The sequence below is a fragment of the Mesorhizobium yinganensis genome (assembly GCF_040081985.1).
GTDB lineage: Bacteria > Pseudomonadota > Alphaproteobacteria > Rhizobiales > Rhizobiaceae > Kumtagia > Kumtagia yinganensis.
This window is the reverse complement of record NZ_JBEBMH010000032.1, coordinates 48,005-63,861: the sequence shown is the minus strand read 5'-3', so window position 1 is coordinate 63,861 and position 15,857 is coordinate 48,005. Positions and strand designations below refer to the sequence as shown.

Sequence of the window (15,857 nt, the reverse complement as noted above, 5' to 3'; positions counted from 1 at the left end):
GACGCTCACACAGGCCCGCACCGCCATCACCGCATGGAAGGAGGACTACAACCACCACAGACCACACTCGGCCCTCGGCAATATGCCGCCAGTCGAGTTCGCAATCAAATCCACGCTGGAAAAACAGGCCGCATGAGGCCTAAATCGAAACCCAGGACTCTCCCTCAAGCCGGAGGAGATTGGGGTCTCACGTCACACGACTCGATACGGAACTCAAAACCTAAGCGACGTCGAAGCCTTGCTAAAAGCGTTAAACAATGGCGTCTTCAGCAGAATAATTGCGCAAGCGGGAATATCACTTCCGGTTTGTACCGAATGCTCACGGATATTCTTCTTGACCCCGCGCTGCCTTGCAGCAGGAGGGTTTGCGGCGGGACCGCCGCCTTCCAGACTGATTTATTCGAGGCCCGCACGACTAAGGCCTTCCATATACCTAGAACGGTCTTCCGCACGGATCAGTGGATAGTATTTTTCAACCCAAGCGATGCTGATGCTGGGCTGCAGGCGTCTACATTCAGCGAGGCCCCGCCGCGCAAGATCAAGGTCGCCCGCGAGGCCCGCTGAGGCGGCGAGCGTGCGCCAGGCGGCACCGAAGTCGGGCCGGAGCTGCACAGCGCGGCGTTCGGCGGTAACCGCTTCGTCATAACGGTAAGCGACCAGATGACACAGCCCTTCGATTGAGAAGCTTGCCGCTTGGGAGTAGTCGCGAGGGCTCAATTGCCTGGCGATATCGAGTTGGTAATAACCTTCGTCAGCAAGTCCTGCATATCCATACGCCACAGCTAGAATAGTTCGCGCCAACGCGAAACTCGGGTTGCGCTGCAGCGCCTCATTCAGCTCTTCAACTGCTGGTCCGAATCGACGTGAGAGAGTGAAAACGTAGCCTGCTGCCAGATGTGCCCAAGGGTCCTCGGGATCGAGGTCGATCGCTCGCTGCGCCACAACCAGGCCATCGGACATGCCGCGCTCGTAGTCCATGTTACCAAGCATCACTCGCGTGGCGAAAATCCAAGCCAGCAGGCTATGCGCTCGCGCGTAGCCTGGATCGAGCTCAATGGCGCGTTTCAGTAAGTTGATCCCGGTGTCGTCGCTCTGAGATACCCAAGTCCAGATAAAGGGCATCGCCCTTACCACGCAGCCCCAGGCATCGAGACTTTCCGGTGGCTTGCTCTGTAAGCGGAGGTTCTCGGCGGCGTAGACCTGCGGTTCGATCGCTGCGACGACACTGGCCGTAATCTCGTCCTGTAGAGTGAAAATGTCGGACGCTGGGCGATCGTAGCGCTCAGCCCATATGTGACTGCCGCTAGCCGCGTCGATGAGCTGGCCAGTCACCCGCAAACGCTCACCCGCCTTGCGGACGCTGCCTTCCAGTACGTAGCGAACACCAAGTTCACGCGCGACCTGACGGATATCCGGCGCCTTGCCCTTGTACGCGAAGGTCGAGTTGCGCGCGATGACGAAGAAGCCCCGCAGCTTGGAAAGGGCCGTGATGATATCTTCGGCGATGCCGTCGCCAAAATATTCCTGTTCGTGGTCACCACTCATGTTCTGGAACGGCAAGACGGCGATTGACGGCTTGTCGAGCCGCGCTAGTTTTTCACCGGAGAGTTCGTGCCTCATTGGCACTCTTTCGGTATCCCGGTTTGAGGCCACCCGATAGGCGCGCACAGGCCGCGCAATGTTTTTGAGCTCTTTGTCGCCGATATCCTCGAAATCAAGTCTCAGTTTGTCGCGCACCTGTTCATAGGCCGCACTCGATAGGCAAATGCCGTTAGGTTCGGCGATCCCTTCTAGCCGGGCGGCAATGTTAACACCGTCGCCCATCAGGTCGCCGTCGCTCTCCTCGACTATGTCGCCGATATGGATCCCCATGCGGAACTCGATGCGTCGATCGGGCGGCACACCAACATTGCGTTCGAGCATTGCATTCTGCATTTCGACGGCGCACCGCACAGCATCCACCACGCTGCGGAACTCAACCAGGGCTCCGTCTCCAGTCCGTTTCACAACTCGTCCGATGTGCACCGCTATGGTAGGATCGATGAGGTCGCTGCGGAGCGCTCTGAGGCGCGCGAGCGTCCGATCTTCGTCCGAGCCAGCCAGGCGACTGTATCCGACGACATCGGCGGCTAGAATCGCCGCAAGCTTGCGGATCTCACTCACCTTGAGCCTCCTCCCCTATTCAACGTACAGCAGACGAAAGGGGAGCCGCTTCATCTTTTTCGACATGGAATCGTCACGGAGGACAGCAGTCGGGATTCAACCGGTCGGTTATGTGCTCCCGGCTGCCTTGATATTTTGATTGAGGCTAAAGAAATTGGTCGGATCGTATTTCTGTTTCAATTCCGAAAGCCGCGCATAGTTGGCGCCGAAGGACGCGCGGGTCACGTCATCCCCTGCCTCGCTTTGAAAGTTGAGGAGGTGCATGCCATTCGAGTGCGGTTCGAACGCATCGTACATTTCCCGAGCCCAGGCCCTGTGCATTTCGCTCTCGGCCGGGTCGGTCCACTGTGCGGTCATCCCTATGTTGTATTCGGACGCGCGCTGAGCAAAGGCCGCTTCTTTGGAACTCACCCTTCCGGGCGCGCCGCCATAGAACTCCACAAGGCAACTCGACATTGGCGACCGCATTCGGCTTGCATGCTCAATGAGAAGGTCGATCACTTCGTCTGTTAATTTTGGTACGAATGTCGCCTTCCAATGATTGTAGGTTCCTTCCGGAAATTCCCCGTCCAGAAGCATTTGCATTGTGGGGAACGGCATCGGCTGGATCGCATCAAGCAGCGGTGGACCAAAGGCCCGCATCGGTGCCAGGAAGCGTTCGCCCTCAGCTATATCACCACACCAGCAGGCGATTATCACTGTAGCTGGCATTCCATCAGGCGTTGTTACCAAGGCAGCATAGGCAGTCAATTCCTCTGGTGCGCTCGCCATGAAATCGCGATGAAAGCGCAGCACTTCTCCAGCCTTATCACGCGGATGAACTAGCACGCCGCCGAGGACGGTGGAGATGGGGTAAGCGCGAAAAGTGAAGCTGGTGACCACGCCAAAGTTACCGCCTCCGCCGCGCAAGGCCCAGTATAGGTCGGGGTAACTTTCAGCACTGGCTACGACGATTTCACCCTCAGCTGTCACCACCTCGAACGAGATCACATTGTCGCAGCTAAGCCCGTATTTTCGAACCAGCCACCCGACTCCTCCACCCAAGGTCAAGCCGGCTACGCCAGTCTTCGAAACCACTCCAACAGGCACTGCCAAACCATGAAGGTGGGTCTCGCGATCGAGGTCGCCGAGCGTCGCGCCGCCCTGCACACGCACTACGCGACTTTCGGGATCGACAATCACGGCGCGCATGGATGAGAGGTCGATCACTATCCCGTTGTCGCAGAGCGCCCGTCCGGCGACGTTATGGCCTCCGCCTCGAACTGCGACCAGAATGTCATTGGCTTTCGCGAATTTGACTGCGTGGATCGTGTCCGCCGCGCCAACGCAGCGCACGATCAAGCCCGGATGACGGTCAATCGCGGCATTCCAGATTCGACGAGCGTGATCATAGCTCTTATCTTCCGGCCTGATGGCCAGTCCAGCTAATCCCTTTGCGAACTCACTGATGAGTCCCGGGTCAATGCGAGCGCCGCTCCGGCATTGAAGCTCCGTCGCTGCCATTTTGCCCTCCGCTTGTTGTTTTATCGCAAAGTGCTGCCAGTAAGAGGAATGTATCACAAATATGCGAAGCATTCACGCGCAGTTTACTAAGCACCGATCTCTGGTCTATTCGTTACTGCTGCCGAGGGTTCGGTGCCGACAAGGCGAATATCGAACTCGCCTCGCTGACAATCGCGACATGCGCGGTAGCTGCCCGCTGCGACGTCTCGGCGTCGCCGCGCAGGATCGCCGTGACGATTGCGTCGTGCTCCTGCCAGGATTTTGACAGTCGCCCCGCGATGCGGAACTGAGCTCGGCGGAACGGCGACAGCCGGTCGCGGGTCTGCGTCGTCAGTTCGGCGACATGCGGGCTATGGGCGCCGAGATAGAGCCGGGTGTGGAATTCGGTGTTGAACTGCTCGTAATCGTCTTCCGCGCCCGCCCGCACCAGACGCGCGGCGTCCTGGTGATGGCGCTGCAGCGCGCGCCGCTCCGAGACGGTCATGCGCTCGGCGCACAGCTTCGCACAGATCCCTTCCAGTTCGGCCATCCCCTCGAACATCGAGGCCAGATAGTGCGGGGTCACTATGGCGACGATGGCGCCACGGTTAGGCCGCCGGTCGACCAGGCCCATGGCGCTTAGCCGGCTGAGTGCCTCCCGGACCGGCGTGCGCGATACCGCGTAGCGATCGGCCAGCGCGGTTTCGTCGAGCTTCTCGCCCGGCTGCAGCACGCCCGTGACGATGCGATCCGAGATGGCGCGCACCATCTGATCAACCGTCGTGCCGGCCCTGACGAGCTTCTTCCCGGACCTCTGCAAGGTTCCTCCCGGCATTGTTCTTGGTTCGCGGGCGCCCGAACCCCATACGCGATGCCTTCGTATGCCCACAAATTATGCATATGTCAACATGACTATATTTTAATCACAAACTGCATGCACTTGGCGCATTTCTAGCCCAAGTCATGAGACATGATTTCGATATCATATTGTTTTTCCATACTAAAAATTACTGGCATGGCGATTGCATACACATTCTTAACAGACTGACGCATGTTTACTCGACCAACCGGAGCATCATTATGAATCCGCAGTTCCTGATCAATCGCCGCCGCTTCCTTCAGACTTCCGCCGGTGGCGCCGCCCTCGGCATTGTCGGCAGCGGGCTGCCGCTGCAAAGCGCGCTCGCCGCTTCCGGGACCATCGGTTTCATCTATGTCGGCCCCAAGGACGACTACGGCTACAACCAGGCGCATGTCGAAGGCGCCGCGGCGCTGAAATCGATCGAAGGGATCACGATCGTCGAGGAAGAGAACGTGCCGGAAACCGTCGATGTCCAGAAGACGATGGAATCGATGATCAATCTCGATGGCGCGACGCTGCTGTTCCCGACCTCCTTCGGCTATTTCGACCCGCATATGCTGGCGATGGCCGCCAAATTCCCGGAGGTCCAGTTCCGTCACTGCGGCGGCATGTGGACCAAGGGCAAGCACCCTAAGAATACCGGTTCCTATTTTGGCTATATCGGCCAGGGCCAGTACCTCAACGGCATTGTCGCCGGCCATACGTCGAAGTCGAAGAAGATCGGCTTCGTCGCGGCCAAACCGATCCCGCAGGTGCTGCTCAACATCAACTCCTTCCTGCTCGGCGCGCGCGCCGTCGATCCGTCAATAACCTGCCAAGTCATCTTCACCGGCGAATGGTCGCTGGCGGTCAAGGAGGCGGAAGCCACAAATGCGTTGGTCGACCAGGGCGCCGACGTGATCACCTGCCACGTCGACAGCCCGAAAGTCGTCGTCGAGACGGCCGCCGGCCGCGGCGCCTTCGTCTGCGGCTACCATGCCAACCAGTCGCCGCTCGCGCCTGAAAAATATCTGACCGGCGCCGAGTGGAACTGGGCGAACGTCTACAAGATGTATGTCGAAAAACTGCTCGCCGAAGAGGAACTACCGAACTTCACGCGCGGCGGCCTGGCCGACGGTTTTGTCAAGATGAGCCCGCTCGGCCCAGCGGTCAGTGAGCCGGCGAAAAAGCAATTCGACGCTACGCTGGCGGAAATCATGAAGGGCGGTTTTGCCGTCATCAAGGGGCCGCTGAAGGACAACAAGGGCGACGTCGTGGCGGCGGAAGGCCAGGTCTTCGTCGAAACCGCTCCCGAACTCGAAAGCATGGACTATCTCGTCGAGGGCGTCGTCGGTTCGACCTCGTAGGCCGGGCTCTCACCCTCCCCCTTGTGGGGAGGGTCGGCGCGGAACGCGCCGGGGTGGGGGTCCATGCTGTGCTCACCACCCCGCTAAACCCCCTGCGACCCCGCTTCGTCGAAGCTCCCCACGAAGGGAAGTTGGGGCGCAAGCCCTTCGATGGAACTGCCAACGCATCGGAGCCTGCCATGACCGACTTCGCCGCCGACCCGTCCCCCGGCTTCCACTCTCTTGCGCTTTCCTCAGCGCTCGAATGGCTGGCGCGCCGTTCTGAGGGATTCGTCATCCCCCTCGCCGCCCTGGTCTTCGGCATGGCGCTGTTTTCTGTCTTCCTTGCCTTGCTCGGAAAATCCCCCGTGCAATTGTTCGAACTGATGTGGCGCGGCGGGTTCGGCTCGTGGTTCTCGATCCAGAACACGCTGTCGCGGGCGGCACCTCTTCTGCTTGCAGCACTTTGCGTGGCGCTGCCAGCCCGGCTCGGGCTGGTGGTGATCGGCGGCGAGGGGGCGATCGTGCTTGGCGGCGTCGCGGCGGCAGCCGCCGCCGTCTCGGTGCAGGGCGCGCCGTCCTTCATCGGTATTCTTCTCATGGGGATAGCGGGGGCGGTCGCCGGCGGCCTCTGGATCGGCGCCGTCGGCGCGCTTCGCCACTACCGCGCCGTCAACGAGACCATCTCGTCGCTGCTGATGGCCTATATCGCGATTGCCCTGATGAACCATCTCGTCGAAGGGCCGCTGCGCGATCCGGCCTCGCTCAACAAGCCGTCGACGCATCCGATCGACCCGGCTTTCGCGGTCGGCCCGATGCCGGGCATGGATGTGCATTGGGGTCTGGTCGTCGGCATCGTCGCATGCGTGATCTCCTGGGTGTTGATAGAGAAGACGCGCTGGGGGTTCGCCGCCCGCATCGCCGGCGGCAATGTGCGCGCCGCGCAGGTCCAGGGCCTCGCCGTCGGGCCGCTGATTCTGGGCTTCTGCGCGCTGGCCGGCGGTTTCGCAGGGCTTGCCGGCATGATCGAGGTGGCGGCTGTCCAGGGCAACGCCAACGGTTCGCTGGCGGCCGGCTATGGCTATACCGGCATCCTGGTCGCCTTCCTCGCCCGCCACAATCCGCTGGCGATCATCCCGGTCGCCATCCTGCTCGGCGGCATCGACGCCTCGGGCGGCCTCCTGCAGCGGCGCATGGAACTGCCGGATGCCACGGTGCAGGTGCTGCAGGGCATGTTGTTCATCGTCATCCTGTTCTGCGAAACATTCTACGGCCGCTTCAAGGCCTTCAATCCGGACCTCTGGAAAAGGAGCGCGTGATGGAGCCTGTCGACATAGGCCTCTGGGGGGTGCCGCTCGCCATTCTCGGTGGGGCGATCCGTGTCTCCACCCCCTTCATCTTCGTGTCGCTCGGCGAGGCGATCACCGAGCGGTCGGGCCGCATCAATCTCGGTCTTGAAGGCACTCTGGTGTTCGGCGCGATGTCCGCCTATGCGACTGCGGTGCTCACCGGCTCGCCATGGCTCGGTGTCTTGGTTGCCGCGGCTACCGGCGCGATCTTCGGCCTGTTCCATGGCTGGATCTGTAAGTTCCCGAAGGTCAACGACATCGCCATCGGCATCGCGCTGATGCTGTTCGGCTCGGGCCTCGCCTTCTTCTTCGGCAAACCCTTCATCCAGCCGTCAGCGCCCGACCTGCCTGCGATCCCGTTCGGCTGGTGGTCATCGATCCCGCAGGTGCAGGCCGCGCTCAGCATCAACGTGCTGTTCCTGATCGGCGCAGCACTTGCCGTGTTCCTCTGGTGGGCATTCAAGAATACGCGCGCCGGCCTGATCCTGCGCGTCGTCGGCGACAGTTCGGACGCCGCCCGGGCCATGGGGCTCAATCCCGACACGGTGCGCCTGTTCGCGACCGCGACCGGCGGCGCGCTTGCCGCCATCGGCGGCGCCTATCTCTCACTCTATTATCCCGGAAGCTGGAGCGAAGGCGTATCGTCCGGACAGGGCCTGATGGCGGTGGCGCTCGTCATCTTCGCCCGCTGGAACCCGCTCGGCTGCTTTGCCGCGGCGCTGCTGTTCGGCGGAGCGGGCGCGCTCGGCCCGGCGCTGCAATCCGTCGGCGTCACACAGGGCTACTACCTGTTCTACGCCGCGCCCTACGTGCTGACGCTCGCCATCATGATCCTGACCTCGTCGCCCGGCCGCTCGCTGGCCGGCGCGCCCGGCGAACTTTCGATCACCAAATAGGAACCTTTCGATGAACGCCATGCCGGAAATCTCCGAGAAATTCATCGAGGCCGATCCCTACCCGTGGCCTTACAACGGCGCGCTCAGGCCCGACAACACGGCGCTGATCATCATCGACATGCAGACCGATTTCTGCGGCCCCGGCGGTTATGTCGATCACATGGGCTACGACCTGTCGCTGGTGCGGGCGCCGATCGAGCCGATCAAGTCGGTGCTGTCGGCCATGCGGGCCAAGGGCTACACGATCATCCACACACGCGAGGGCCACCGGCCCGATCTCGCCGACCTGCCCGCAAACAAGCGTTGGCGCTCGCGGCGCATCGATGCCGGCATCGGCGATCCCGGCCCCTGCGGCCGCATCCTGGTGCGCGGCGAGCCCGGCTGGGACATCATCCCCGACCTCTACCCGGTCGAAGGCGAGCCGGTCATCGACAAGCCCGGCAAGGGCTCGTTCTGCGCGACGGACCTGGAACTCATCCTCAACCAGCGCGGCATCGAGAATATCGTGCTGACCGGCATCACCACCGACGTCTGCGTGCACACCACCATGCGCGAGGCCAACGATCGCGGCTTCGAATGCGTGATGCTGGAAGACTGCTGCGGCGCGACCGACTACGGCAACCACCTCGCAGCGATCAAGATGATCAAGATGCAGGGCGGCGTGTTCGGCGCGGTGTCGAACTCAAAGACCTTCGTGGAGCAGTTGCCATGATCATCCCGCCGCCCGCCCCGCGCGACAACAAGGCCGTAGGTGTCCAGACGTTCGGCATGACCATGCGCTTCGGCGCCTTCACGGCGCTGGACGACGTGTCGATCAATGTGCCGGCCGGCTCCTTCCATGCCTTGCTCGGCGAGAACGGCGCCGGAAAGTCGACGCTGGTCAAATGCATTATGGGTTTCTACCATCCGACCTCCGGCCAGATCATGGTCGACGGCAAGGAGGAGCCGATCGCCAGCCCGAAGGACGCTTCGGCGCTCGGGCTCGGCATGGTCTATCAGCATTTCACGCTCGTCCCGTCGCTGACCGGCGCGGAAAACCTGGTGATCTCGCGCGAGAACGTGCCGCGCGTCATCGACTGGGCCAGGGAGCGCAAGGCGCTCGCCGCCTTCATGGAGACGATGCCGTTCAAGCTGCCGCTCGACGCCAAGGTGGCGGAGATGGCCGCAGGCGAGAAACAGAAGCTGGAGATCATCAAGCAGCTCTATCTCGGGCGAAATTTTCTGGTGCTCGACGAACCGACCTCGGTACTCACCCCCGGCGAGGCTGAGGAGGTGCTGGGACTGGTGCGCGGCATGACGGTTGCCGGCGACCTCACCGTGCTGATGATCAGCCACAAGTTCCACGAGGTGACCTCCTTCGCCGATGATTTCACCGTTCTGCGCAAGGGAAAGATGACCGGCACCGGAAAAGTTTCCGAGCATGACCGGCAGGCCATGGCGGCGATGATGATCGGCGACCAGCCGATCGCCAAGCTCGACACGCGCACCCATTTCAACGGCTCGTCGAAGACGGTGCTGGCCGTCAAGGGCCTTAAGGCGCCGGACCGCACCGGCCTGAAAACCATCAACGTCGCCGATCTCGACGTGAAATCGGGCGAGATCGTCGGCATTGCCGGCATTTCCGGCAACGGCCAGAAGGAATTTCTGGAGGTGCTCGCCGGCCAGCGCCAGCGCGATGCGGGCCAGGTGAAGGTCAAGGGCGCGCCCTATGGCGCCAGCCGCGGCGAGGCGCGCGTGCTCAACGTACGCTTCATTCCGGAAGAACCCTTGCGCAACGCCTGCGCGCCGAAAATGACGGTGGCCGAGAACATCGCCTTCCGCACCTTCGACCTCGGCAAATCGGGCAAGCCGGTAAGCTGGGTGTCGGCTAGCGCAATCAAGGCCTATGCGGCGCAGCTGGTCGCGCAGTTCAAGGTGAAGACCGCCTCGCTGGCCTCGCCGATCCAGTCGCTGTCGGGCGGCAACATCCAGCGCGCCGTGCTGGCGCGCGAGCTGACCGGCGCGGTCGATCTGCTGATCGTATCCAACCCCTGCTTCGGTCTGGATTTTTCGGCCGTGGCCGAAATCCGCGCCCGCATCATGAAAGCCCGCAATGCCGGCGCGGCGGTGCTGCTTATGTCGGAAGACCTCGACGAACTGCTGGAACTGTCCGACCGCATCCTGGTCATGTCCGACGGTGTGCTGGTCTATGAAACGCCGATCGCGACGGCCAGCGTGCAGGCGATCGGCGAACACATGGCGGGTCACCACTGATGGCCGAGATCGCAGCCGCTCCCTTCCCGTTCACCTTCGACCCGAAGTCGATGGCGCTGGTGGTCATCGACATGCAGCGCGATTTCGCCGAGCCCGGCGGTTTTGGCGCGAGCCTCGGCAACGACGTGTCGCGCGTGCAAAAAATCGTGCCGACGGTGAAGAAGCTGATCGAGGGCTTTCGCGCCGCCGGCCTGCCGGTGATCCATACGATGGAGTGCCACCGGCCTGACCTTTCCGACCTGCCGCCGGCCAAGCGCGATCGCGGCAACCCCTCAATTCGGATCGGCGACGAGGGCCCGATGGGCCGCGTTCTCATCGCCGGCGAGCCGGGCACGGCCATACTGGAGGAGCTTGCGCCGTTGCCCGGCGAGATCGTCATCGAAAAGCCCGGCAAGGGCGCCTTCTACGCGACGCCTTTCGGAGAAGAGCTGAAGCGGCTCGGCGCGCAGCAGCTCGTCTTTGCCGGCGTGACGACGGAAGTCTGCGTGCAGACCACCATGCGCGAGGCCAACGACCGGGGTTTTGAATGCCTGCTCGCCGAGGATGCCACGGAAAGCTATTTTCCGGAGTTCAAGGCGGCCGCACTGGCGATGATCCGCGCCCAAGGCGCGATCGTCGGCTGGACGGCGACGACCGACGAGGTGCTTCAGGGAATAGCGGATGCCTAATTTAAGCTTCGCTGGCCTGCTCGACGGCGGCTGGCGCGATCTGACGTTTGAGCGTTTCCGCGATGGTATCGGGGTGCACTGGTTGCTCAAGGGCGGCCCGGTGGAGCCGTCCGTCGCGGTGCTGAAATATCGGCCCGGCGCCGGCGTGCCGCGCCACCGGCATGCGGGCCTGGAGACGATCGTGGTGCTGGAGGGCACGCAGTCGGACGAGAATGGCGACTATGCTGCCGGCAGCGTGGTGCTCAACCTGGTGGGAACAGTCCATTCCGTCTGGACGGAAAACGGTTGCGTGGTCCTTATCCAGTGGGACCTGCCGGTGATTTTCCTGGAGTAGGCGAAATGAGCGAAGTCCGTTTCGACATCGGAAGTCTGCACGCAGCTTACGCGCAAGGGTTTTCAGTCCGCTCGATGGTCGAGGCGGTCCATGCCCGGCTGGTGGCCGTGGACGATCCCGGCATCTTCATCCATCTCGCCGACAGGACATCGCTGCTCGCCGAGGTTCTGGTGCTAGGGGCCTTCGATCCCGTTGCAAAACCGCTCTGGGGTATCCCCTTCGCGGTTAAGGACAATATCGATGTCGCCGGCATGCCGACTACCGCGGCCTGCCCCGCCTTCTCCTACACGCCCGAGAAAGATGCGACGGTGGTGGCGCGGCTCAAGGCCGCCGGCGCCCTGGTGATCGGCAAGACCAATCTCGACCAGTTCGCCACCGGCCTCGTCGGCGTGCGCACGCCCTATCCGGTGCCGCGCAATGCTATCGACCCGGCGCTGGTGCCCGGCGGCTCATCCTCGGGCTCCGCCGTCGCCGTGGCGCAAGGCATCGTCTCTTTTTCGCTCGGCACCGACACCGCCGGCTCGGGGCGCGTGCCGGCCGGCCTGAACAACATCGTCGGGCTGAAGCCGACCGTCGGCGCGCTCTCGACCACAGGCGTGGTGCCGGCCTGCCGAACCCTCGATTCCGTTTCGATCTTCGCCCTGATGGTCGACGACGCCTATGCTGTGTTTTCGGTGACCGCGGCGCCCGATGTCTCTGACCCCTATTCGACGACCGTGGCGGTCGCGCCGCTGGTGTCCAGCCCTCCGGTCCTGACCGTCGGTGTACCGGCACACACCGACCGTCAGTTCTTTGGCGACACGGCAATGGAAGCCGGCTTCGACACCGCGCTGGCAAAACTCCAGTCGCTTGGCTGCCATATCGTCGAGATGCCCTTCGGCGACTTCTACAACACCGCCAATCTCCTCTACGAAGGCGCCTGGGTTGCCGAACGTTACGCGGCGATAGCCCGCTTCATGGACGCGCATGAGGCCGAAATGCATCCGGTGACGGCGAAAATCATCGGCGGCGCGCGAAAATTGTCGGCGGCCGATGCGTTCCGCGGCCTCTACGCGCTGCAGGCCTATAAGGCCAAGGTGGCGCCGCTGATTGCCTCGGTGGACCTGATCTGCGTGCCCACCGCACCGACGCACTATACTGTCGATGCGGTGCTGGCCGACCCGGTCGTCACCAACAGCCGCAACGGCACCTACACCAATTTCGTCAATCTGCTCGACATGTGCGGCATCGCCGTGCCTTCAGGCAGACGATCCGACGGATTGCCGATGAGCGTCACACTGCTCGCGGCTGCGGGCAAGGACGGGCTTGTCGCCTCGCTTGCCGAGCGCATCCATGCTGCCGCTGGAACCCGTCTCGGCGCCACCGGCTGGCCATTGCCGCCCGCTGCCGCGCGCGAGCCCGGCCGGGACGACTCCATCGACTTGGCGGTGGTCGGCGCGCACCTTTCGGGCATGCCGCTGAACTTCCAATTGCAGGAACTCGGCGCGGATTTCCGCCGCGCCGCGCGAACCGCCGCAGCCTATCGGCTCTATGCGCTCGCCGGCCAGGCGGTCCCCAAACCGGGGCTGGCGCGGGCGGAAGAAGGCGACGGCGTGTCGATCGACGTGGAAATATGGAGCTTGCAGCCCGCCGCCTTCGGTCGTTTTGTCGCTTCCATTCCGGCCCCGCTCGGCATTGGCACGCTGGAGCTTAACGACGGCTCGACCTGCAAGGGTTTTCTGGCGGAAAGCGCCGGCCTTGACGGCGCGACCGATATATCCGGCTTCGGCGGTTGGCGCCGCTACGTCGGCGAGGTTCTCGCTGCTTCGTAAATCGACATCGGAAACCCATTGGCATATGGCAAATTCGGAAAGCGATAAGAGCCGGCACTCGCATCCGTTTAGCCATTTGCGCGTTGGCCGTTATTCTGAGCTCAAGCTCTGTCGACCGTATGGCGAAAACGTCCGTCAAATCTTGGCAGGTCCAAAGCTCTTGAGCAGGCCGGTGTAAGGTTTGTTGATCGGTTCGCCATACGAGCCACGCTTGCTGGTGGAAAGCCGGAGTGCGACGAGCGCCTCGGTCTGCCTGACTGCCGCCCCCACCCCTTCGACCACCGGCAAGCCGTAGCGGCGCTGGTAGGAGGCCGCGAGATCAGCCATGCCTGCGCAGCCGAGCACGATGGCTTCGGCCTTGTCCTCCTCGATCGCCCGCTCGATCTCCGCCTCCAGCTTGCTCGTCGAGCCCGATGAAGGGTCTTCGAGCGAAAGCACCGGAATTTCGGCCGCCCGGACTTTTGCGCGCTCCGCCATGCCATAGCGGCGCACCAGATGTTCGATCGGCACGCGCGAGCGCTCCATGGTCGTCACCACGGTGAAACGCTGCGCGACGAAGGCGGCGAGCGACAGCGCCGCCTCGCAGATGCCGACCACCGGGATACTCGCCATGGCGCGGGCAGCGTCGAGGCCGGTATCATCGAAGCAGGCGATGACGGCGGCCTGCGCACCCTCGCGTTCGCCCCTAGCGATCTCCAGCAGGAGTCCGGGCACGGCGAAAACCTCGTCGTAGTACCCCTCGATGGAGGCCGGTCCCATGGTCGATGTGACGGCCTCGATCATCGTGCCAGGCGAGGCGGCCAGCCACGCCGCCGCGCCGATCTTATCGGTCATGGAGGCCGTGGTGTTGGGATTGACAACGAGAAGATGCACGGAAGCGACTGCCTGCGTTGGGATTTTCAGTGGGGAGAACGGTTAGGCTCGCGCCTGTCTAAGGCCGACATAGACGATGGCGCCCAGCATGCCGCCGATGACCAGGAACGAGAACACCGTCGTCACCGTGCCCAGCGCATAAAGCACCGGCGTCGTGACGTTGGTTGTCATGCCGTAGATTTCCAGCGGCAGCGTGTTGAAGGAGCCCGCCGTCATCAGCGTGCGTGCGAATTCGTCATAGGACATTGTGAAGCCGAACAGGCCGACCCCGATAAGGCTCGGCGCGATGATCGGCAGCAAGACGTAATAGAAGGTCTGCCAGGCGTTGGCGCCTAGATCGCGCGCCGCCTCCTCGTAGGAAGGCGAAAAACGGTTGAACACCGCGAACATGATCAAAACGCCGAAGGGCAGCGTCCAGGTGAGATGCGCGCCGAGGGCGGATGTGTACCAGGCCGGCTGAAGTCCGAGCTGCTGGAAGACTACGCCGATGCCGAGCGAAATGATGATCGACGGCACCACGAGGCTTGCGACCGCAAGGTAGAACAGCGCGCTGGATCCCCGGAATTTACGGCGGAACGCCAGCCCGGCCAGCAACGAGACGACGACGGTGATCACCATCACCATCAGGCCGAGCACAAGCGATCGGCGGAAACTGCCGCCGAAATCGCCCACTGCCTGTTTTTCGAACAGGTTGAAGAACCAGTGCAGCGAGACGCCATTCAGCGGAAAGGTCAGGCCGCCATTCTCGCCCTGGAAGGACAGGATCAGGATCGCCGACAGCGGCCCGTAGAGGAACAGCACGAACAGCACAAAAAAGGCCGTCAGCACGAAGAATTCGACCGTGCGGGTCTCGCAGCTCATGCTCAGAGTTCCTTGCGGATGTCGACGATGCGCAGGATGCCGGCCACCATCAGCAGCACCAGAACGAGCAGCACCACCGCGTTGGCGGCGGCTGCCGGATATTGCAGCAGCGACATCTGGTTCTTCATCATCAGCGCGACCGAGGCGCTCTGGCCACCGGACATCACCTGCACCGTCGAGAAATCGGCCATCACCAGCGTGACGACGAAGATCGTGCCGATCGCTATGCCCGGCTTGGCCAGCGGCAAGATGACGGTCCACAGGATCTGCCAGCCATTGGCGCCGCAATCGCGGGCCGCCTCGATCAGCGAGCGGTCGATGCGCATCAGCGTGTTGAAGATCGGAGTCACCATGAACAGCGTGTAGAGGTGGACCATGGCCAGCACCACGGCGAAATCGGAATAAAGCAGCCATTCGATCGGCTGCGGGACGAGGCCCATCTGCACCAGCGTCGAGTTGACGAGGCCGTTGCGTCCGAGCACCGGGATCCAGGAGATCATGCGGATGATGTTGGAGGTGAGGAACGGCACCGTGCAGACAAGGATTAGCACCATCTGCATGGCCGAGCTCCGGATGTGGAAGGCAAGGTAGTAGGCGACCCAAAAGCCGATGAAGGTTGTCAGCACCCAGACGATCGCCGCGAATTTCAGCGTGTTCAGGTAGGTTTTCCACGTCACCCAGGAGCCGAGCGCCTCGGTGTAGTTGAAGGTGACGAAATCAGGATAGAGGCCGGCGAAATCATAGTCCCAGAAGCTGACGACCGCGATCATCAGGATCGGCGCCAGCAGGAAAGCGCCGAGGATGATCGACAGCGGCGCCGCCTGGAGATAGGAGGCAATCCCGGCTAACGATATCCGCGTCGTCGGCTTGCGCTCCGCCGCGACGATGGTGACGGGCTGTTCCAGCGCGATTGCCATCCGATGCTCCGATCATGGGGCGGCTGCCGTCCTTCGGACCCCCTGCCGGGACCTTCCCCCCAA

15 protein-coding genes are annotated in these 15,857 nt (G+C 62.7%); 9 read left to right on the top strand and 6 right to left on the bottom strand.

Annotation, left to right across the window (positions count from 1 at the left end; all coding sequences use genetic code 11):
- Window positions 1-136 (top strand): integrase core domain-containing protein (locus tag ABMA59_RS37380; RefSeq protein ID WP_425475858.1); only part of this gene is annotated, 136 nt, incomplete at its 5' end.
- A 260-nt stretch (window positions 137-396) separates the two neighbouring features.
- Here the strand turns inward: ABMA59_RS37380 and ABMA59_RS31565 are convergent.
- The 3 genes from ABMA59_RS31565 to ABMA59_RS31555 form a co-directional block, all read right to left on the bottom strand.
- Window positions 397-2,163: an adenylate/guanylate cyclase domain-containing protein gene (locus ABMA59_RS31565; RefSeq protein WP_349009349.1), complete on the bottom strand. Its 1,767-nt coding sequence runs from the start codon at window positions 2,161-2,163 to the stop codon at window positions 397-399.
- Window positions 2,164-2,271: 108 nt separating this feature from the next.
- Window positions 2,272-3,666, bottom strand: coding sequence for an FAD-binding oxidoreductase (locus ABMA59_RS31560; RefSeq protein WP_349009348.1), 1,395 nt, complete (start codon window positions 3,664-3,666; stop codon window positions 2,272-2,274).
- Window positions 3,667-3,778: 112 nt separating this feature from the next.
- Window positions 3,779-4,480, bottom strand: a complete 702-nt coding sequence (locus ABMA59_RS31555; protein ID WP_349009347.1) for a GntR family transcriptional regulator — start codon at window positions 4,478-4,480, stop codon at window positions 3,779-3,781.
- A gap of 245 nt (window positions 4,481-4,725) precedes the next feature.
- Here ABMA59_RS31555 and ABMA59_RS31550 point away from each other — a divergent pair, with 245 nt between their 5' ends.
- From ABMA59_RS31550 to atzF, 8 genes are all read left to right on the top strand, one after another.
- Window positions 4,726-5,853: a BMP family ABC transporter substrate-binding protein gene (locus tag ABMA59_RS31550; RefSeq protein ID WP_349009346.1), complete on the top strand. Its 1,128-nt coding sequence runs from the start codon at window positions 4,726-4,728 to the stop codon at window positions 5,851-5,853.
- Between the two features lie 179 nt (window positions 5,854-6,032).
- The gene (locus tag ABMA59_RS31545; RefSeq protein WP_349009345.1) at window positions 6,033-7,151 is read left to right on the top strand and encodes an ABC transporter permease; all 1,119 of its coding nucleotides are present in this window, start codon (window positions 6,033-6,035) and stop codon (window positions 7,149-7,151) included.
- A complete protein-coding gene (locus tag ABMA59_RS31540; RefSeq protein WP_349009344.1) occupies window positions 7,151-8,077 on the top strand; it encodes an ABC transporter permease in 927 nt (308 codons plus the stop codon). The genes ABMA59_RS31545 and ABMA59_RS31540 overlap by 1 nt, the downstream gene beginning before the upstream one ends.
- Window positions 8,078-8,087: 10 nt before the next feature.
- A complete protein-coding gene (gene biuH, locus ABMA59_RS31535) occupies window positions 8,088-8,789 on the top strand; it encodes a biuret amidohydrolase (RefSeq protein ID WP_349009343.1) in 702 nt (233 codons plus the stop codon).
- Window positions 8,786-10,330 carry an ABC transporter ATP-binding protein gene (locus tag ABMA59_RS31530; RefSeq protein WP_349009342.1) on the top strand — a complete coding sequence of 515 codons (1,545 nt, stop codon included), beginning with the start codon at window positions 8,786-8,788 and terminating at the stop codon, window positions 10,328-10,330. The genes biuH and ABMA59_RS31530 overlap by 4 nt, the downstream gene beginning before the upstream one ends.
- Window positions 10,330-10,998 carry a cysteine hydrolase family protein gene (locus ABMA59_RS31525; RefSeq protein ID WP_349009341.1) on the top strand — a complete coding sequence of 223 codons (669 nt, stop codon included), beginning with the start codon at window positions 10,330-10,332 and terminating at the stop codon, window positions 10,996-10,998. The genes ABMA59_RS31530 and ABMA59_RS31525 overlap by 1 nt, the downstream gene beginning before the upstream one ends.
- Window positions 10,991-11,332, top strand: coding sequence for a cupin domain-containing protein (locus ABMA59_RS31520; RefSeq protein ID WP_349009340.1), 342 nt, complete (start codon window positions 10,991-10,993; stop codon window positions 11,330-11,332). Before ABMA59_RS31525 ends, ABMA59_RS31520 begins: the two co-directional genes overlap by 8 nt.
- A 5-nt stretch (window positions 11,333-11,337) precedes the next feature.
- Window positions 11,338-13,143, top strand: a complete 1,806-nt coding sequence (gene atzF / locus ABMA59_RS31515) for an allophanate hydrolase (protein WP_349009339.1) — start codon at window positions 11,338-11,340, stop codon at window positions 13,141-13,143.
- A 135-nt stretch (window positions 13,144-13,278) separates the two neighbouring features.
- Here atzF and ABMA59_RS31510 read toward each other — a convergent pair whose 3' ends face one another.
- The 3 genes from ABMA59_RS31510 to ABMA59_RS31500 are packed head-to-tail and all read right to left on the bottom strand — an operon-like array spanning window position 13,279 to window position 15,794.
- Window positions 13,279-14,016, bottom strand: a complete 738-nt coding sequence (locus ABMA59_RS31510; RefSeq protein ID WP_349009338.1) for an aspartate/glutamate racemase family protein — start codon at window positions 14,014-14,016, stop codon at window positions 13,279-13,281.
- 42 nt (window positions 14,017-14,058) lie between these two features.
- On the bottom strand, window positions 14,059-14,877 hold the full coding sequence (locus ABMA59_RS31505) for an ABC transporter permease (protein WP_349009337.1): 819 nt from the start codon (window positions 14,875-14,877) through the stop codon (window positions 14,059-14,061).
- Window positions 14,878-14,879: 2 nt separating this feature from the next.
- Complete coding sequence (locus ABMA59_RS31500; RefSeq protein ID WP_349009336.1) at window positions 14,880-15,794, bottom strand: ABC transporter permease; 915 nt, start codon at window positions 15,792-15,794, stop codon at window positions 14,880-14,882.
- Between the last annotated feature and the right edge of the window lie 63 nt (window positions 15,795-15,857).